Source organism: Streptomyces tritici, from assembly GCF_048500665.1.
GTDB classification, from domain to species: Bacteria; Actinomycetota; Actinomycetes; order Streptomycetales; family Streptomycetaceae; genus Streptomyces; species Streptomyces tritici.
Genome location: NZ_CP183183.1, coordinates 2,444,124 through 2,462,823, shown reverse-complemented (window position 1 = coordinate 2,462,823; position 18,700 = coordinate 2,444,124). Strand labels below are relative to the sequence as shown.

Sequence of the window (18,700 nt, the reverse complement as noted above, 5' to 3'; positions counted from 1 at the left end):
AGACACTGGCGCCCGTGCAGCAGCGCCAAAAGATCTTGACGAGTGTGGAGGGGATTCGCATGAGCGTGCCGGTCTTCGAGGAGTACGAACCCGCGGCCGACTGCGGCTGCCCCGGCTGCGCCCGCCGGCGGCGCGAACTCGCCCAGGGCCTCCCCGTCCGCGCCGGCGGGCATCCGTCCGCCCACGGCGCCCGCCGCGCCCTGGTCCTGGTGACCGCGGCGGGCGTGGTCCTGGGCGGCTCGGGCACGGCGGCCGTCGCGGAGGAGCTCGGCCTCGCGGTCCCGGGCGACTCCGGCTCCGGCCCCGCCGCCGACACCCGCCCCCTCCCGGACACCCCCCAGGGCTACACCGGCCCGCTCCACGGCGGGACGGGCGGCCACCCCGGACCGCCGTCGGCCGGCCCGACCCCGCCGAGCAGTCAGGTCACCGCCGAGACGCTGCGCCGCAGCACCCGGGCCGAGATCATCAACCGCGCGAAGCGCTGGGTGTCCGCGCAGGTCCCGTACTCGATGTCCACGTACTGGTCCGACGGCTACCGCCAGGACTGCTCCGGCTACATCTCGATGGCGTGGAACCTGAGCGCCAACGAGTGGACCGGCAGCCTCGCCCGCTTCGGCACCCGGATCGACCGCACCGAGCTCCAGCCCGGCGACATCCTGCTCTTCCACAACCCGGACAACCCGACGCGCGGCTCGCACGTGACGATCTTCGGCGGCTGGACCGACTACACGCGCACCGCGTACGTCGCCTACGAGCAGACCAAGCCGCGCACCCGCAAGCAGTCCACGCCCATGGCGTACTGGAACAACTCCGACCGGTACCTCGCGTACCGCTACAAGGGCCTGGTCGCCGGCGGCGACGGCAGCGGCGGCGTGGGCGGCGGGCCGAGCTCCACGGCGTACCCGGGAGCGGGGTACTTCGGGCCCGGCGCGAACAACGCGTACGTCACGCGGCTCGGCGAGATGCTGGTCGCGCGGGGCGGCGGACGTTTCTACCGCGAGGGCCCGGGGCCCCGGTGGGGCGAGGCGGACCGCAGGGCGACCCAGGCGTTCCAGCGGGCGCAGGGCTGGACGGGCCGGGACGCGGACGGGCTGCCGGGGCGCGAGACCTGGCGGCTGCTCGTCGCCGGGAAGGGCCGGACCATCGGCGGTTCGAGTGGTTCGGGCGGTTCGACGGCCACCGCACCGGCGTTCCCCGGGCGAGCCTCCTTCCGTCCGGGGCAATCCAACGCATATGTGGAGAAGCTGGGCAAGCAGTTGGTGAAGAAGGGGTTCGGCAAGCACTACACGTCGGGCCCCGGTCCGCGCTGGACGGAGGCGGACCGCCGCAACGTCGAGGCCTTCCAGCGAGCCCAGGGCTGGCGCGGCGCGGCGGCCGACGGCTATCCGGGGCCGGAGACCTGGCGCCGGTTGTTCCGATGAACCAGTAAGAGCGTGAGGTGGAACGGATGACGACAGCGACACCCGACCGCGACAGGGAGGGCGAGGGCCGGGACCCCCGCACTCCGGCCGCCCCGCCGGACCGGGGTCCGGCCCCGGTCGCGGGGCCGCTGCCCGTGCCGGCGCCGGAGCCGGGCGCGTCGTCCGACGGTCCGCCGGACGCGGCCCCGGGCCCGGCGGGCGGCGCCGCCGCCGACGGGCCGTTCCGCACGGGTGCTCCGCGCACCCAGCCGGGACGGCGGACGCCGGTCATCGGGGCGGAGACGACCGGGGCCATCCCCGTGCACCGGCTGTTCCGCGAGGACCCGGTGGCCCCGGCCGGCGCGGTCGATCCGGGGCCCGACACCCAGCCGATGCCCGGAGTCCGCCCCCGCGCGGGGGCGGACTCCGTCTTCGACTTCGAGGCCCTGTTCGCCCCGGAGCCCCCGCCGACGGGCGTCCCGCCCGCCCGCCCGCACACGGAGGAACCGACCGACGCCGCCGAAGCCCCGCCGGCCCGGTCCGCCGGATCGCCACTGGCCGACGCGGCCGAGGCCCCCGCCCCCGCCGCGCCGCCGCAGCCCGGCGACGTGTTCCTGCTCCCGGACCCCTCCGCGCAGAGACGCACCCCGGAGGCCCGGGATGTCGTGCCGGGCGGCTCTCCCCGCGAGACTCCCGAGCCGGAGGCCACCGGGCCGGTGAACCCTGCGCGGGGGTCCTTCCCGTCGGAGTCCGCCGGTCCCCGGAGCGTCCTTCCGGGCGGTTCTTCCTGTGAGACTCCCGCGCCGGAGAGCGCCGGGCCGGTGACCGCCGCGCGGGGGGTCTCCGCGTCGGAGCCCGCCGGTCCCAGGAGCGTCGTACCGGGCGGCTCTCCTCGCGAGACTTCCGCGCCGGAGGCCACCGGGCCGGTGGCGTCCGCCCCGGGGATCTCCCCTTGCGAGGCCGCCGCGCCCGAGGATCCCCACCGCGAGGCCCTCGCGCCGGATGCCCCTGCAGGGCGCAGCCCCGCCGCGCAGCCCTCCACCGCGCACCAACCCGCGCCGGAGGCCCCCGCGTCGCGCGAATCCGGCGCGCCGGCCGGCGAGGCGCTGTCGATTCCTGAGCCCACCGCGCCGCTCGTCGACGTGCCCGCCTCCCGCGACGACTCCGACGCGCCGCGTGAGGCCACGATCGTGTCGCCCGCCGCGCCCCGCGACGCCGGCCCCCGGGGCCGGATCCTCGACTTCGAGGCGCTGTTCGCGCCGGGGCAGGGGAGCCTGTCCGTCGGGGCGGCGACGGAGGCCACGGGCGGCGGCGGGTTCCAGCCCGCCGACGTGCGCCCGGGGGGCCTCGGCAGCGGCGTGGTGCCGCCCGCCGCGCGCCGGGCCGTCGATGTGCGGCGCGCCCCCCGGCCGCCGCGCACGCCGACGCCCACGCCCAAGGCGAAGCGCCCCGCGCCCACCGCCGACCCCGCGCTGCGCGAACGGCCCGGCCCGGTGCTCCCCGGGTGGATCGGGGTCGCCGTCGGGGCCGGCGCGCTCGCCGCCTGCGCCGCGGTGCTGTGGTGGGCCGGGGCCGTGCCGGACACCGTCGCGCAGCTGCTGCGGCTGCCGGTGCGCCCGTACCACGGCATCCACCTCGGCCAGTGGGCGCTGCTCGCCCTCGGGGTGCTGCTCACCCTCTTCTCGCTGGGCGGTCTCGGCCGCGGCCGGGTCGGGTACGCCTGGGTGCTCACGCTGTTCGGCGAGTACCGCGGCACCGTCCGCCGCACCGGCCTGCTGTGGGTGAGCCCGCTCCTGCTGCGCCGCCGCGTCGACGTGCGGCTGCGCCACTGGCGCAGCGAGCCGCTGCCCGCCGTCGACGCCAAGGGCACCGCGCTCGACGTCGTCGTCCTGGTCGTCTGGCGCGTCCGCGACACCGTCCGGGCGGCCCTCGGGGTCGAGCACCACGAGGAGTACCTGCGCGAGCAGGTGGAGGCGGCGATGGCGCGGGTGCTGTCCCAGCTGCCCGCCGACGCGTTCCACGAGGACGCGCCGACCCTCCGCGACGCGGAGACCGTGGGGGAGGCGCTGACGAAGCTGCTGTCGGCGGAGTGCGCGCCGGTCGGCATCGACGTCTTCTCCGCGCAGCCGACCCGGATCGAGTACGCCCCCGAGATCGCCGCCGCGATGCAGCGCCGCCGGATCGCCGCGATCGACGCCAAGCACCGCGACAGCGTGCTGACGTCCGTCGTGGACGCGGTGGACGACATGGTCCACCGGCTGACCACGCGTGGTCTGGTCGAGCTGGACGACTACGAGCGCAAGGCGCTGGTGAAGGACCTGACGGTGGCGTTCTACACGGGCCGGGGCGGCGGGGGAGAGGGCGCGTAACGGCGTCCGACCACCGCCGCGATTGGTATGGACATGTTCAAGTCCCGTCCCTACATTGAAACTTGGTCCAGACCAGAACCACCTCACCGCACGCGCGTGCGCACCGGCTCGGCCCACAGAACTCCCCCACGTTCTCCTGGAGCAGAAGCATGGACAAGCGCACAACGAACACCCGACCCGGGGCGAGGACGCGGATAGGCGTGGCCGCGGTCGCGCTCGGCGTCGCCGGCGTCACCTTCCTGTCCGCCGGCAGCGCCACCGGCCACGGCTACACCGACTCGCCCATCAGCCGTCAGAAGCTCTGCCAGAACGGCACCGTCACCGGCTGCGGCTCCATCCAGTGGGAGCCGCAGTCGGTCGAGGGCCCCAAGGGCTTCCCGGCCGCCGGGCCCGCCGACGGCACGATCTGCGCCGGCGGCAACGCCCGGTTCGCCCAGCTCGACGACCCGCGCGGCGGCTCCTGGCCGGCGACCCGGGTCACCTCGGGCCAGAGCTACACCTTCCGCTGGCAGTTCACGGCCCGGCACCGCACCACCGACTTCAGGTACTACATCACCCGCAACGGCTGGAACCCGGCCCAGAAGCTCACCCGGGCCGCGCTCGACCCGCAGCCGTTCCTGACCGTCCCGTACCACAGCCAGCAGCCGCCGGCCACGCTCTCGCACTCCGGGACCATCCCGGCGGGCAAGACCGGCAAGCACCTGATCCTGGCGGTGTGGACGATCGCGGACACCGCGAACGCGTTCTACGCCTGCTCGGACGTCCAGTTCTGACGAGCGGTCCGCTTCAGTTCTGACGGCTCGTCAGCTACGGTCCGCGGCATGACGAGGACCGTGGCCGCCACCACCGTGGCGGAGCTCGTGCAGCGCCAGTGGGGCGACCGGAGGACCGGACTCCAGAGCCGGGGGACGGTCCTCACGCACCACGACGCCGCCGCGGGCGCCGCCGCACGGGCGGCGCTGCTCGCCGAACTCCTGCCCCGGGGCGCCGAACCGCACCTCGGGGTGCTGCTCGACAACACGCCGGAGTACCCGCTCTGGCTCGGCGCGGCGGCCCTCGCGGGGGCCGCCGTCGCCGGCATCAACCCCACCCGGCGCGGCGCGGAGCTCGCCCGCGACCTCGTCCACACGGAATGCCGGGTGCTGGTCACCCAGCGGACGCACCTCCCGCTCCTGGAGGGCCTGGCGCTGCCGGACGTACGCGTCCTGGTCACCGACACCGACGCGTACCGCGCGCTGCTCGCCCCGTACGCGGGCGCGACCCCGGGCGAGGCGGTGGTCCGGCCGGTCTCCCCGGCGAGCCGGCTGCTCCTGTACTTCACCTCCGGCTCGACCGGCGCGCCGAAGGCGGCGCTCTGCAGCCAGGGCCGGCTGGCGGCGGCGGGCGCGTCGCTGGCCGGGCAGTTCGGGGTGCGGCCCGACGACGTCCACTACATCTGCATGCCGATGTTCCACGGCAACGCCGTCATCGCCGACTGGGCGCCGGCCCTGGCGGCGGGGGCGGGCGTGGCGCTGCGGGACCGGTTCTCGGCGTCCGGGTTCCTGCCGGACGTACGGGACTTCGGCGCGACGTACTTCACGTACGTGGGGCGGGCCGTCCAGTACCTCCTCGCCACCCCGGAACGCCCCGACGACCGGGCGCACGGACTGCGGCTCGGCTTCGGCACGGAGGCGGGCGCGGTCGACGCGGCCCGCTTCGAGGCGCGCTTCGGCGTGCCGCTGGTGGAGGGCTACGGCTCCTCCGAGGGCGGTGCGGCGCTCCGCCGGACCCCCGACACGCCGCCGGGCGCGATCGGGCGGGCGGCGCCGGGGGACCGGCTGGCGGTGGTCGACCCGGAGACCGGCGAGGAGTGCGCGCCGGCGCGCTTCTCCGCGTCCGGGCGGCTGCTGAACGGCGAGCGGGCGATCGGGGAGCTGGTCAACCAGGGCCGCGCGCCCTTCGAGGGCTACTGGCGCAACCCGGAGGCGGAGGCGGAGCGCCGGCGCGGCGGCTGGTACTGGACGGGCGACCTCTTCTACCGCGACGAGGCGGGCTTCCTCTACTTCGCGGGCCGCACGGACGACCGGCTGCGGGTGGACAGCGAGAACCTGGCCGCCGCGGTGATCGAGAACATCCTGGCCCGCTGGGAGGACGTGACGGCCGTCGCGGTGTACGCGGTGCCGGACCCGGTCGCGGGCGACCTCGTGATGGCGGCGCTCTCGCCCGTGGAAGGGCGGGCGTTCGACCCGGCGCGCTTCGAGGCGTTCCTGCGGGCGCAGGACGACCTGGGGACCAAGATGCCGCCGCGGTTCGTCCGGGTCATGCGGAGCCTGCCGACGACGGCGACCAACAAGATCCACCGCGCCCGGCTCCGCGCCGACGCCTTCCTGTGCCCGGACGAGGTCTGGTGGCGTGCCACCCCCGCCGCCGTCTACGAACCCCTGACCCCGGACTCCGTCGCCGCCCTGCGCGCCGCGTACACCGCCCACTCCCGCGCCCACCTGCTGGGGCGGTGATCCTGCGGCCGAGGGGGTGGGGCCAGGCCCACCTTCCGTACGCCCGCCAGGGCCATCGTGCGGTCGGACCGAGCCGCCGTACCGTGACCGCATGGATCTTCGCGCGGCGCTCGCCCGGCCCCTCCGCTACCCCCGGACCGTCTGGCCCTGGCGGGCCGCCGGGTACCTCCTGGGCGGCGTGGCGAGCGGACTCGCCGCGCTGCTCGGGCTGCTGCTCGCCGCCCCGCTCCTCGTGTTCGGCGCGCTCGCCCTCGGCCGCGCCGAGCGGTGGCGGCTGCGCACCGTCGACCCCGCGCCCGCCCCCGACCCGCACCGCACCCCCGAGCGCCCGGGGCTCGCCGCCTGGCTCCGGCTGCGGGCCCGCGAGCAGGCCACCTGGCGCGAGACGGCGTACGCGCTGCTGCTCGCCACCGTCCTGTGGCCGCTCGACCTCCTCGCCCTGGCCCTCTGCCTCGCCCCGCCCGCCGCGCTCCTCGCCGCGCCCGTGCAGCTCGCCCTGGACGGACAGGAGGTGAAGATCGCCAAGCTGGTGCTCGTCGACTCCTACCCGCCGGCGCTGCTCGCGGCCCTCCTCGGCGCGCTGCTCCTGCCCGTCCTGCTGTACCCGCTCGGCGCCTGCGCCGCCGCCCGCGCCGCGCTCGCCCGCGCGCTGCTCGCCCCGCGCGAGGCGGAACTGCGCGACCGGATCGGCGAGGTCACCCGCTCCCGCGCCCGGCTCGTCGCCGCGTTCGAGGCCGAGCGCCGCCGCATCGAGCGGGACCTGCACGACGGCGCCCAGCAGCGCCTCGTCGCCCTCACCATGACCCTCGGTCTCGCCCGCCTCGACGCCCCGCCGGGCAGCCCGCTCGCCGCCCAGCTGGCGAAGGCGCAGGACGAGGCCGCCCGCGCCCTCACCGAACTGCGCGAGCTGATCCACGGCATCCACCCCCAGGTCCTCGCCGACTACGGGCTCGCCGCCGCCCTCGCGGACGCCGCCGACCGCTCCGCCGTGCCCGTCGACACCGACCTCGACCTGCCGCGGCTGCCCGCGCCGGTGGAGTCCGCCGCGTACTTCGCCGTCTGCGAGGGCCTCGCCAACATCGGCCGGCACAGCGGCGCGGACCAGGCCCGGCTCACCGCCCGCCACGACGCGGCCGCCGGCCTGCTCGTGCTCGACCTCCACGACGACGGCCGCGGCGGCGCCGACCCCGGGCGGGGCTCCGGGCTCACGGGACTGGCCGACCGCGTCGCCGTCCTCGATGGCACACTGACGATCTCCAGCCCGTCCGGCGGTCCGACCCTGATCCGAGTGGAGATCCCGTGCCAGCCAGCCTCCGCCTAGTCCTGGCCGAGGACAGCGTCCTCCTGCGCGAGGGCCTGATCGGGCTGCTCGCCCGCTTCGGCCACGAGGTCGTCGCCGCCGTCGGCGACGCCGACGCGCTGCGGGACGCGGTCGCCGCACACGAACCGGACGTCGTCGTCACCGACGTCCGGATGCCGCCGGGCTTCCAGGACGAGGGCCTGCGGGCCGCGGTCGCCCTGCGCGCCGAGCGGCCGGCGCTGCCGGTGCTCGTCCTCAGCCAGTACGTGCAGCGCAGCTACGCCGCCGAGCTGCTGGACGCGGGCGACGGCACGGGCGTCGGCTATCTGCTCAAGGACCGGATCGGCCAGGTCGAGGAGTTCCTCGACGCCCTGACCCGGGTCGCCGCCGGCGGCACGGTCGTCGACCCCGAGGTCGTCCGGCAGCTGCTGCGCCGCCGCCGCGACCCGCTCGCCGCGCTGACGCCGCGCGAGCGGGAGGTGCTCGGGCTGGTCGCGGAGGGCCACTCGAACGGGGCGATCGCCCGCCGTCTGGTCGTCACGGAGGCCGCCGTCGGCAAGCACATCGGCAACATCCTCGGGAAGCTCGACCTGCCCCCGGCCGAGGACACCCACCGACGCGTCCTCGCGGTCCTCGCCTACCTGCGGGCATAAGGCGGAAGGGCCCCTCGCAGCTGCGAGGGGCCCTTCCGTGTCTGTGCGCCGCCAGGGACTCGAACCCCGGACCCGCTGATTAAGAGTCAGCTGCTCTAACCAACTGAGCTAGCGGCGCCTGCTGACGGAAGTAATACTACCTGGTCCCGAGGGGTGCTCCCGACCACCCCGTGGGCCGCCCGCCCGCGGGGCTCAGATCGCCAGGGACAGCACCATCGGCGCCGCCCTGCGGTTCAGCGTGTCGGCCGCCGACCGCAGCCGGTGCGCGTGCTCGATCGGCAGCGACAGGGCCAGGCAGCCCACCGCGGACCCCGCCGTCAGCGGGACCGCCGCGCAGACCGTGCCGATCGCGTACTCCTGGAGGTCCAGCACCGGCACCGAGGCCGGCTGGCTGTCCAGCTTGGAGAGCAGCACCTTCTCGTCGGTGATCGTCCGCGAGGTCAGCCGCGCTATTTTGTGCCGGGACAGGTGGTCGCGGCGGCCGTCCAGGTCGAGCTGGGTCAGCAGGCACTTGCCGACCGCGCTGGCGTGCGCCGCCGAGCGGAAGTCCACCCACTCGTTCACGGCCGGGGTGCCGGGCCCGTCCGCGTACTGGGTGATCCGCACCTCGCCGTCGATGTACCGGCTGATGTACACCGCCGCGCCCACGGTGTCGCGCAGCTCGCCCAGGGTCTCCTGGAGCTTGCGCTCCAGCGCCTCGCGCCGGGTCGCGCCCGAGCCGAGCAGGACCAGGGAGTCGCCGACCACGTACGCGCCGTCCGCGACCCGCTCCACGTACCCCTCGTGGCGCAGCATGGACAGCAGCGGGGACAGGTGGCCGACGGGCAGGCCGGTCTCGCGCCCGATCTGGACGTCGGTGACCCCGCCGGCGTGCCGGGCGACCGCTTCCAGGACCCGCAGGGCGTACTGCACCGAGTGGAACGGTGCGGTGGGCTCGGGCATGAGCACCACGGTCTCCCCCTCCCCGGTCGTGACCGACCCTCGCGATCCTTCCGTTCCACGATAACCGTCAAGCCTCGCGCGACGGGCTGCTGTTGGGGAGATTGCCCCGACCGGGCAGGCCCGTACGCTGCGGCGCTGCACGCCGGGGAATAACCGGAGACACCCTCCTGTTGTGCTCGGGAGGTACACGTCCGTCATGCGCAGGAGGGCTCTCAGAGGTGAGCGACAAGGTGAGCGACCCCGTCCGGGGAGAGGCGCGCGGCACCGCGCCCGTCCCGCTGTCCGTCCTGGACCTGGTGACCGTCGGCAGCGGCCGGACCGCCGCGCAGGCGCTGGCCACCAGCGTGGAGCTGAGCCGGCTCGCCGAGCGCCGCGGCTACCACCGGCACTGGGTGGCCGAGCACCACTCCATGCCCGGGGTCGCCTCCTCCTCGCCGGCCGTGATCCTGGCCCACCTCGCCGCCCACACCGAGCGCATCCGGCTCGGCTCCGGCGGTGTGATGCTGCCGAACCACGCCCCGCTGGTGATCGCCGAGCAGTTCGGCACCCTGGAGGCGCTCGCCCCGGGCCGGGTCGACCTCGGACTCGGCCGGGCGCCGGGCACCGACGGAGCGACCGCCGCCGCCCTGCGCCGCACGGACCGGCTGAACGAGGGCGCGTTGGGGTCTCCCCTGCTCGAGCGGAGCCGAGAGCTTGGGGAAGACTTCCCGGAGCAGCTCGCCGAGCTGATCCGGTTCCTGGACGACGACTTCCCCGACGGGCACCCGTACGCGCGGATCCACGCCGTGCCCGGCCCCGTGCAGGGCCCCACGGCGCGCCCGCCGATCTGGCTGCTCGGCTCGTCCGGCTTCAGCGCCCGCCTGGCGGGGCTGATGGGTCTGCCGTTCGCCTTCGCCCACCACTTCTCGGCCCGCAACACCGTCCCGGCGCTCGACCTGTACCGGGAGTCCTTCCGCCCCTCGGCCGTGCTCGACGCGCCGTACGCGCTGATCGGCGTCGCCGCGCTGGCGAACGACGACGCGAAGGAGGCGCGCCGGCAGGTGCTGACCGGGGCGCTGTCCATGCTCCGGCTGCGCACCGGGCGACCGGGGCTGATCCCGACGCCGGAGGAGGCCGAGGCGTACGAGTTCTCGCTCGCGGAGCGGGAGTTCGTGGACTCGTGGCTCGGGAACGTGATCCACGGGACGGCGGAGGAGGTCCGGGACGGGCTGGACGCCCTCCAGAAGCGCACCGGCGCCGACGAGTTGATGCTCACCGCCAACGCGCACGGCGGGGAGGCGCGGCTGCGCAGCTACGAGCTGATCGCCGACGCGTACGGCCTGCCGGACGACGACGTGGTTCGAAGCCGTACGGACTGAGAGCCCCGTCCTAAGTGAACCTTAAACCGCTCGTCACGCCCGGTGGCGAGCGGTTCCGTTTTGTGCTGCACCTCTCTGACGAGGGCTTTCGCGTCCAAATTGGTCTAGTCCTAAGTTTGGTTCAGACCATTGACGCACCGTTCGCGCGGCCGCTATCACTGCTCCGACTCCTGTACCGCGCACCCCTCCCGGAGGCCGCACGTGCACCCCCGCAAACCTCTGCTCGCCGCCCTGCTCACGTCGGCCCTCGCCGCCGGCGCGCTCGCCGCCACCGCCGGTCTCGGCTCCGCCCAGGCGGCCGACACCGCGACGACCGTCACGCCGGGCGGGGTGCGCATCGCGTACTACGACCAGTGGAGCGTGTACGGGAACGCCTTCTACCCGAAGCACCTCGACACCCGCGGCATCGCGGGCAACCTGGACGTCATCAACTACTCGTTCGGCAACATCCACCCCACCGACCTCACCTGCTTCATGGCCAACAAGGCGGCGGGCGACGACAACAACCCGAACGCGGGCGACGGCGCGGGCGACTCGTACGCCGACTACCAGAAGTCCTTCAGCGCCGCGGACTCGGTGGACGGCGTGGCCGACAAGTGGGACCAGCCGATCGTGGGCGTCTTCAACCAGTTCAAGGAGCTGAAGGCGAAGTACCCCCACCTGAAGATCAACATCTCGCTGGGCGGCTGGACCTACTCCAAGTACTTCCACGACGCGGCCAAGACCGACGCCTCCCGCAAGAAGCTCGTCGCCTCCTGCATCAAGCAGTACCTCAAGGGCGACCTCCCGGTGGAGGGCGGCTTCGGCGGCCCCGGCACCGCGGCCGGCATCTTCGACGGCATCGACATCGACTGGGAGTACCCGGGTTCCTCCGGCGGCCACCTGGGCAACCACTACGGCCCCGAGGACAAGCAGAACTTCACCCTGCTCCTCGCCGAGTTCCGCAAGCAGCTCGACGAGTACGGCGCGGCCAACGGCGGCAAGAAGTACCTGCTCACGGCGGCGCTCCCGGCCGGCCAGGACAAGATCAAGCACATCGAGACCGACAAGATCGGTCGGTACCTCGACTACGCCAACATCATGACGTACGACATGCACGGCGCCTGGGACGGCGACGGGCCGACGTACCACCAGTCCCCGCTGTACCCCTCGCCGGACGACCCGACCGACGTCATCGCGCCGGGCACCGAGAAGTACGGCATCGACGCGGCGATCGACTCCTGGATCGACGGCAACCCCGCGTACGGCATCGCCGGCGGCTTCCCGGCGAACAAGCTGACCCTCGGCTACGAGTTCTACTACCGCGGCTGGAAAGGCGTCCCGGCCGGCGCCACCAACGGCCTCGCCCAGACCGCGACCGGCGGCTCGGCCGCCCGCCCGCTGAGCCAGCAGGCCGGCATCGCCCACTACAAGGAGCTCGGCGGCATCGTCGACAACCCGGCGACCACCTTCTGGGACGACAAGGCGAAGGCCTCGTACTTCTACAAGGACGGCGAGTTCTTCACCGGCCTCAACCAGCGGTCCGTCCAGGCGCGGGTGGAGTACGGCAAGCAGCGCGGCCTCGCCGGCGCGATGATGTACTCCCTGCTCGGGCTGGACGAGAACGCCACGCTGCTGAAGCAGATCAACACCGCCCTCGGCGGCACGACCGTCCCGCCGACCACGCCGCCCACCACCCCGCCCACCACGACCCCGCCGACCACGGGCTGCGGCTCCGTCCCGGCGTACGTCGCGGGCCAGGTCTACACGGCCGGCCAGGAGGTCTCCCACAACGGCCGCAAGTGGAAGGCCAAGTGGTGGACCCAGAACGAGGCCCCCGGCACCACCGGCGAGTGGGGCGTCTGGCAGGACCTCGGCGCCTGCTGATCCCCCGATGAACCGCTGCCCCCGCCCGGAAGTCCCGCCCGGCCGGGGGCAGTTCCATGCGCGCTCCCGCAGGCGTTCCTACACGGTGAGCGGTGCGACGCCGATGAGCCGGTCGATGCGGTCGGCGGGCACGGCCCGCGAGTACAGCCAGCCCTGGCCGGTGTCGCAGCCGATGCGGCGCAGCCGGGTGGCCTGACCGGAGGTCTCGACGCACTCCGCCGTGACGGTGAGGCCCAGCCGGTGGGCGAGCTGCACCAGCGCCTCGACGATCAGCTCGTCGGCCGGGTTGGCGTGCGCCTCGTCCTGGAAGCCGCGCACGAAGGAGCCGTCCAGCTTGAGGACGGAGACCGGCAGCCGGGAGAGATAGGCGAGGTTCGAGTAGCCGGTGCCGAAGTCGTCGATGGCGATGCGCACGCCCATGTCGCTCAGCGCCTGCAGGGCCTGGAGCGGACGGCCCGCCGAGCCCATCACCGCGCTCTCCGTCAGCTCCAGTTGCAGCAGGTGCGGGGCCAGGCCGGTCTCGGCGAGGATGCCCGCCACGTCCGCGACCAGGTCGGAGTCCCAGACCTGCCGCACGGCCACGTTGACGCTGACGAACAGCGGCCGCTCCCGCGGATGGTCCTTCTGCCACTGCCGCGCCTGGAGGCAGGCGGTGCGCAGCACCCACCGCCCGAGCTCGACGATCGAGCCGTCCTCCTCGGCGATACCGACGAACCGATTCGGCGCAAGTGTCCCGAACTGGGGGTGATTCCACCGCACCAGCGCCTCCACGCCGTGCACCACTCCGTCCGCCAGGCCCACCAGTGGCTGGTACTCGAGCGCGAACTCCCCGCGCTCCACGGCCGGCCGGAGGGTGGAGCTGAGCGCCTGCCGGGTCATGCGGTGCGCGTTGCGCTCCGGGTCGAAGAGCGTCCAGCGGGCCTTGCCGTCCGCCTTGGCCCAGTACAGCGTGGTGTCGGCGGCCTGCATCAGGCCGGTCGCCGTCGTGCCGACGGCGACCCGCTCGACGACGCCGATCGAGGCCGAGACGGAGAGCCGCTGGCCGGCCAGGTCGAAGGGCTGCTGCAGCGCGCAGAGCACCGACTGCGCCAGATCGGCCAGTTGCTCGGTGCCGGTGGAGTCCTCCACCAGGATCGCGAACTCGTCGCCGCCGAGCCGGGCCACCAAGTGCCCGCCGCTGCGCGTGTATCCGTCGTTGTCGGCGCACTCGGTGAGCCGGGCCGCGACCGCGGCGAGCAGCCGGTCGCCGACACGGTGGCCCATGGTGTCGTTGACCGCCTTGAAGCCGTCGAGGTCCAGGTAGCAGAGCCCGATCCGCCCTGTTCCGCCATGGCCGTACGATTGGAGGGACGGGTGCGACGGGCCGCCGGCGTCCTCGCCGGGCTCGTCGTTCTGCGCCGCCGTCTCCAGGGCCACGGCGAGCCGTTCGAAGAACAGGGTGCGGTTCGGCAGCCGGGTCACCGGGTCGTGCATCTGCAAGTGCCGCAGCCGGGCCTGGAGTTCGCGGCGGTCGCTGATGTCCGCGATGGACAGCAGCACGCGTCCGCTGTCCGCGGCCGGGGCGACGGTGACCTCGGCCCACAGCGAGCGGCCGTCGGGGTGCTTGAGCCGCCGGGTGCAGCGGAACCGCGAGCGCCTGCCGCGCAGCACCTCGTGGTACGCGTGCCACGTCCGGCCGTCGGAGGCGAGGTCGACGAGGTCGGCGGCGGCCTGGTCGAGCAGCGAGCCGGTGTCCGTGCCGAGCAGCGAGGCCATCGCGTCGTTGGCGGTGACCACCAGGCCCTCCTGGTCCACCACCGCCATCGCCAGCTGTGCGGCGCGGAACGCGGCGCGGTAGTCGCGCAGTTCGGTCTCGCGCGGTACGCCGCGATGACGCTCCGTGATCATCGGGGGAGTCCCCGGCACGGCGGAGAGCGGTACGTGCGCCGGTCCTTCTGAGGTTCCGCTCACCGCTCGCTCCCGCAGTGCAGTCGTTCCGTACAGGTGTGTTCGGGGTGGGTCGGTCAGGAAAGTGTGCCGATCATAGAGGTTGCCCGCGCGGCCCATCCAGCTCCGAACGGGCGGTGGACGCCGCCCGCTGGGGTGAGTATGCCCACGGCTCAGGCCGCCCGATCGTTTCTGCGCGGGTCTGACACGGGGACGGTACCGACGTGACCGAAAGTGACGCCCGATGAATCGGGTGCGTCGTCCGGCGCGTCGCCGGCTCACCCGACCGGGTCATCCAAAAGGGGCGAAACCTCAGAAAACGTCACAAGGTGGTTGAGGTGTCCCGCATGCCGCAGCCGGAGGTCTACGTGGAGGGTCAGCAGACACCCGAGGGAGTGGAACGTCCACGGCTGCGCGCCGGCGGGGCGGCCTTCACCTCCCTCGTCGCGCTCGCCGCGACCGGGCTCGTGGCGGGCCCCGCCGTGGGCGCGACCTCGGACGGGCCGTGCGCCCTGCCCCGTACCGCCGCCCATCACTCCCTGGGCCTGGACAGCTGGAACCCCTCCTATCCCAAGCCGGTCCGCTCCCTCGACGCGGTGATGCTCTTCCTCTCCTTCCCGGACGCCGAACCGCTGCTCTCGCCCGAGGAGCTGTCCGCCGACCACTTCCCCGCGACCAGCGCGTTCTTCGAGCGGGCCTCGTACGGCCGGTTCGCGCTGCGCCCGCATCCGCGGCACGAGTGGATCGAGATGCCCCGGGACTCCACCGCGTACGACATACAGCGCGACTGGGCGAGCGACAAGCGCACCGACTACCTGCGCGACGCGCTGGCCGCCGCCGACGGCAGGGTGGACTTCTCGCGGTACGACATCGTCTACCTGGTCGCCGATCCGGACGCGCCCGGCGTGGACTCCGACGCCACCAAGGTCGTCAACCTGGACAGCCCGCTCACCGTCGACGGCACGGAGATCAAGCGCGTCGTCACCGTCTTCGAGCGGCACCCGCCGGACCGGAACGTCCTCGCCCACGAGACCGGGCACGTCTTCGACCTGCCGGACCTGTACCACCGGCCGGTCGACGGCAAGGGCGACTGGGACACCCATGTGGGGGACTGGGACGTCATGGGCAGCCAGTTCGGGCTGGCCCCGGACCTCTTCGGCTGGCACAAGTGGAAGCTGGGCTGGCTGGACAGCAAGCAGGTGCGCTGCGTGCAGACCACCGGGCCGACGCTGGTCAGCCTGGACGCGGTGGCCGCCGCGCCGGCGGCCGGCGGCTCGCTCGGCACCCGGCTCGCGGTGGTGCGCACGGGCGAGGACTCCGTCCTGGCCTTCGAGGCGCGCGGGGCGACCGGCAACGACGCCGACACCTGCACCGAGGGCGTGCTGGTGTACCGGGTGCGCGGCGGGGCGGCGTCCGGCGACGGGCCGGTGGAGGTCGTGGACGCCCATCCGCGGACCGAGGCCTGCTGGGACCGCTCGGTGTACCCGCCGCTGGCGGACGCGCCGGTCGCGGAGGGCGAGACGTTCACCGTGCCCGGGGACGGCGTACGGGTGGAGGTCGCGGAGCGGACGCCGGGCGGGGCGTGGACGGTGAAGCTCACGGTCCCGGAGGAGGGCGACTGACCGCGTCGCGCACGGAGACGACGTAAGCACGCGGAACGGCGTACGGACACGAAGAAGCCCCCCGCTCGCGCGAGGGGCTTCTTCCGTCTGTGCGCCGCCAGGGACTCGAACCCCGGACCCGCTGATTAAGAGTCAGCTGCTCTAACCAACTGAGCTAGCGGCGCCTGCTGACGTCGTAGACCTTAGCACCCTGATCGCCGGGAGGAAAAATCGATACCCGCACGTCGGCGGCCCGGGCGGTGCGGACCGCCCGGACGCAGGCCCACAGCAGGACCTCCGGGCCGGGGAGCCAGGGCCGCCGGGTGTCCGGGGCGACGACCCAGCGGGGGCCCTCGGCGGACCGCGGGGTCAGCGGCGGGATGGTCACGGCGTCCCCGGCGCCGTGGCAGAGCAGCGGCGGCACGGCGTCGCCGAACTCCTCCCAGCGGAGCAGCGAGGGCAGCCGGTGGGCGGTGCCGGGCGTGGTGAACAGCAGCATCCGGCCGCGGTGCACGGCGACCGGGCCGGAGCCCGGGCCCTCCTCCCAGAGCCGGTCGAGCATCCGGCGGCCGAAGACGGCGGGCGTGTTCACGATGTCGAACGCGGTGCCGCAGGGCAGGACGGCCGGGGCGGCCGGGCGGTCCTCCCAGAGGGACCGCGTGGAGCGCGGATGGCCGGTCGCGGAGGCCAGCCATTCCGCGCCGGGCGTGGTGACCTGCGCGGTGTGGTGCCGCCCCTCGTCACGGAGCAGCGCGAAGATGTCCGCCCGGCGTTCGCGGAGCTCGCTCCGGTCCGGGCTCGTCGGGGTCTCGTCTCGCAGCCATGCGCTCATGACCCCAGGTGTACCGGGAGTGACGATCCGGTCGCTTCGGGTTGCCGGAAATCCGGACAGGACGGGGTGCGGGGGAGTATCGTGCCCGCCCGGCATATGCCAGGGCTACGCGCCGGACGGATCAGTCCTCGTCGGGCCGGCCGCCCGTGCGGATGAGCTCGCGGCCGAACTCGACCATCTTGCGGGTGTAGTCCGGCGTCCAGTCGGCCCGCTCCGCGATCGCCTCGTCGGTGAGCCGGTCGAACCGCCCCGGGTCGGCGAGCTGGGCCGCCGCGATCGCCTGGAACTCGAGCGCCCGGTCCGCCGCCGCCCGGAAGGCGAGCGTCAGCTCGGTCGCCCGGGCCAGCAGCTCCCGCGGGTCCTCGATGGACTCCAGGTCGAAGAAGTGCTCGGGGTCGGCGGCGGCCTCGGCAGGCTCGAAGACCAGCGGCGCGGGCCGGAGCCGCCGCTGCACGCTCCGCTCGGGTTCCGCCATCTGTGGTTCCTCCTCGCAAACACGCGGCCCGGACACCCGGGCCACTCCCCATTCTCCCGCGCCCCGCAAGAGGGCCCCACCTCTGGCCGCTTACAGGCCCGCCGGGCGCACGGGAGCGGGCCGGCCTACCGGAAGACCGAGGCCGGGGGCTTGGGGGAGGGCTTGGCGGCGGCGTCCGTGACGGGGGTGGCGCCGCCGGTGAAGTCGGTGAGGGCGCGGCCGTGTTCGACGCGGCCGGCGTGGGGGTCGCCGGCGACGCGGCGGGTCAGTTCGGCGACCGGCAGGGGCCGGTCCGAGGCGAGCAGGACCGCGTTGCCGAAGCGGCGGCCGCGCAGCACCGTGGGGTCGGCGGTCAGCGCCAGCTCCGGGAATACGGCGGCGGCGGTGGCGATCTGGCCGCGCAGGTGCGTCAGCGGCGGGCCGTCCGCCAGGTTGGCCGCGTAGAAGCCGCCCGGCCGCAGCGCCCGGCGGACCTCGCCGAGGAACTCGGTGCTGGTCAGGTGCGCGGGGGTGCGGGCGCCGCTGAAGACGTCGGCGACGACGAGGTCGGCCCAGCCGTCCGGGACCTTGGCGAGCCCGGCGCGGGCGTCGGCGGATCGGACGCGGATCCGGGCGCCGGAGTCGAGCGGCAGCTCGCGGCGGACCAGCTGGACCAGGGGCCCGTCCAGCTCGACGATCTGCTGCGTGGACCGGGGGCGGGTGGCCGCCACGTACCGGGCCAGGGTGAACGCGCCTCCGCCGAGGTGCAGCACCTGCAGCGGCCGGTTCGGGGGCGCGGCGAGGTCGACGATGTGGCCGAGCCGCCGCTGGTACTCGAAGGAGAGGTGGGCCGGGTCGTCCAGGTCCACGTGCGACTGCGGGGCGCCGTCGATCAGCAGCGTCCAGCCGCGGGGCCGCTCCCGGTCGGGTATGAGCTCGGCGAGCCCGCCGTCGACGGTCTCGACGACGGGACCGGCCACGGCCGCCCGGTCGCGCTGCTTGTTCCTTGCCACCCGCCCATTATCGGCCGCCTCAGTGGCAGCCGTCGGCCGCCTCGATCAGCCGGGCCGCCTCGCCGAGCGCCTCGCGCAGCACCGCCGGGTCGGTCACCGGCCGGTCGCCGCCCGGCGGCAGCAGCCAGTCGGCGGGGCCGTCCTGCGCGGGGCCGTCCTGCGCCGGGAGCTCCGGCAGGCGCAGCCCGCGGCCGTCCGTCCGGGTGCAGGCGCTGCCGGGCATGTCCCAGCCGTCGGCGGTGCCGGGCGGGACGAGGAAGCCGAGGGTGTCGCAGGACTCGTCGTGCAGCACCGGGCCGACCGCCGGGGCGAGGCCCCGGCGCAGGATGTCGACGGCCTCCAGGCCCTGCCGCACCGGGACGGTCACCAGGTCGCAGGGCTCGGCGGACTGGCCGGTCCCGGCGGGCGACACGCTCGCGTCGGGTGTGGGGTCGTGCCCGGCCGTCGTCGTCCGCGGGCTGATCTCCATGCCGGTCTCCAACAAGGGATCC

General features: G+C 74.5%; 15 protein-coding genes and 2 tRNA genes. 9 read left to right on the top strand and 8 right to left on the bottom strand.

The features are described 5' to 3' along the window. Positions 1-59: 59 nt before the first annotated feature. The 6 genes from ACNJ93_RS11345 (at position 60) to ACNJ93_RS11320 (ending at position 8,217) form a co-directional block, all read left to right on the top strand. The gene (locus tag ACNJ93_RS11345; RefSeq protein WP_418957261.1) at positions 60-1,421 is read left to right on the top strand and encodes a peptidoglycan-binding protein; all 1,362 of its coding nucleotides are present in this window, start codon (positions 60-62) and stop codon (positions 1,419-1,421) included. 26 nt (positions 1,422-1,447) lie between these two features. Next, entirely contained in the window at positions 1,448-3,769 is a 2,322-nt protein-coding gene (locus ACNJ93_RS11340; RefSeq protein ID WP_418957260.1) for an SPFH domain-containing protein, read from the top strand. A gap of 149 nt (positions 3,770-3,918) precedes the next feature. Continuing rightward, positions 3,919-4,542 carry a lytic polysaccharide monooxygenase auxiliary activity family 9 protein gene (locus ACNJ93_RS11335; protein ID WP_418957259.1) on the top strand — a complete coding sequence of 208 codons (624 nt, stop codon included), beginning with the start codon at positions 3,919-3,921 and terminating at the stop codon, positions 4,540-4,542. 48 nt (positions 4,543-4,590) lie between these two features. Then, positions 4,591-6,264 carry an AMP-binding protein gene (locus ACNJ93_RS11330; RefSeq protein WP_418957258.1) on the top strand — a complete coding sequence of 558 codons (1,674 nt, stop codon included), beginning with the start codon at positions 4,591-4,593 and terminating at the stop codon, positions 6,262-6,264. A 91-nt stretch (positions 6,265-6,355) separates the two neighbouring features. Further along, the gene (locus ACNJ93_RS11325; RefSeq protein ID WP_418957257.1) at positions 6,356-7,585 is read left to right on the top strand and encodes a sensor domain-containing protein; all 1,230 of its coding nucleotides are present in this window, start codon (positions 6,356-6,358) and stop codon (positions 7,583-7,585) included. Next, positions 7,564-8,217: a response regulator gene (locus ACNJ93_RS11320; protein WP_418957256.1), complete on the top strand. Its 654-nt coding sequence runs from the start codon at positions 7,564-7,566 to the stop codon at positions 8,215-8,217. The genes ACNJ93_RS11325 and ACNJ93_RS11320 overlap by 22 nt, the downstream gene beginning before the upstream one ends. A gap of 44 nt (positions 8,218-8,261) precedes the next feature. On the opposite strand, the gene ACNJ93_RS11315 is transcribed toward ACNJ93_RS11320, so the two are convergent. Both ACNJ93_RS11315 and ACNJ93_RS11310 read right to left on the bottom strand, forming a co-directional pair. Beyond that, positions 8,262-8,335: transfer RNA gene (locus ACNJ93_RS11315), tRNA-Lys, on the bottom strand. A gap of 74 nt (positions 8,336-8,409) precedes the next feature. Further along, complete coding sequence (locus ACNJ93_RS11310) at positions 8,410-9,168, bottom strand: IclR family transcriptional regulator (RefSeq protein ID WP_418957255.1); 759 nt, start codon at positions 9,166-9,168, stop codon at positions 8,410-8,412. Between the two features lie 209 nt (positions 9,169-9,377). Between ACNJ93_RS11310 and ACNJ93_RS11305 the strand changes: the two genes are divergently transcribed. Both ACNJ93_RS11305 and ACNJ93_RS11300 read left to right on the top strand, forming a co-directional pair. After that, complete coding sequence (locus ACNJ93_RS11305) at positions 9,378-10,517, top strand: LLM class flavin-dependent oxidoreductase (protein WP_418957254.1); 1,140 nt, start codon at positions 9,378-9,380, stop codon at positions 10,515-10,517. Between the two features lie 201 nt (positions 10,518-10,718). Further along, positions 10,719-12,383, top strand: coding sequence for a glycosyl hydrolase family 18 protein (locus ACNJ93_RS11300; protein WP_418957253.1), 1,665 nt, complete (start codon positions 10,719-10,721; stop codon positions 12,381-12,383). Positions 12,384-12,461: 78 nt separating this feature from the next. On the opposite strand, the gene ACNJ93_RS11295 is transcribed toward ACNJ93_RS11300, so the two are convergent. Beyond that, positions 12,462-14,333 carry a putative bifunctional diguanylate cyclase/phosphodiesterase gene (locus ACNJ93_RS11295; RefSeq protein ID WP_418957252.1) on the bottom strand — a complete coding sequence of 624 codons (1,872 nt, stop codon included), beginning with the start codon at positions 14,331-14,333 and terminating at the stop codon, positions 12,462-12,464. A 323-nt stretch (positions 14,334-14,656) separates the two neighbouring features. Between ACNJ93_RS11295 and ACNJ93_RS11290 the strand changes: the two genes are divergently transcribed. After that, positions 14,657-15,931, top strand: a complete 1,275-nt coding sequence (locus ACNJ93_RS11290) for a M6 family metalloprotease domain-containing protein (RefSeq protein WP_418957251.1) — start codon at positions 14,657-14,659, stop codon at positions 15,929-15,931. Positions 15,932-16,021: 90 nt separating this feature from the next. Here the strand turns inward: ACNJ93_RS11290 and ACNJ93_RS11285 are convergent. From ACNJ93_RS11285 to ACNJ93_RS11265, 5 genes are all read right to left on the bottom strand, one after another. Further along, positions 16,022-16,095: transfer RNA gene (locus ACNJ93_RS11285), tRNA-Lys, on the bottom strand. Then, positions 16,086-16,742, bottom strand: a complete 657-nt coding sequence (locus tag ACNJ93_RS11280; RefSeq protein WP_418957250.1) for a bifunctional DNA primase/polymerase — start codon at positions 16,740-16,742, stop codon at positions 16,086-16,088. The genes ACNJ93_RS11285 and ACNJ93_RS11280 overlap by 10 nt, the downstream gene beginning before the upstream one ends. Positions 16,743-16,863: 121 nt before the next feature. Next, a complete protein-coding gene (locus tag ACNJ93_RS11275; protein WP_418957249.1) occupies positions 16,864-17,217 on the bottom strand; it encodes a hypothetical protein in 354 nt (117 codons plus the stop codon). 125 nt (positions 17,218-17,342) lie between these two features. Next, positions 17,343-18,209 (bottom strand): spermidine synthase, encoded by an 867-nt coding sequence (locus tag ACNJ93_RS11270; RefSeq protein ID WP_418957248.1) that lies wholly within the window; start codon positions 18,207-18,209, stop codon positions 17,343-17,345. 19 nt (positions 18,210-18,228) lie between these two features. Then, positions 18,229-18,678, bottom strand: coding sequence for a hypothetical protein (locus tag ACNJ93_RS11265; RefSeq protein ID WP_418957247.1), 450 nt, complete (start codon positions 18,676-18,678; stop codon positions 18,229-18,231). Positions 18,679-18,700: the final 22 nt, after the last annotated feature.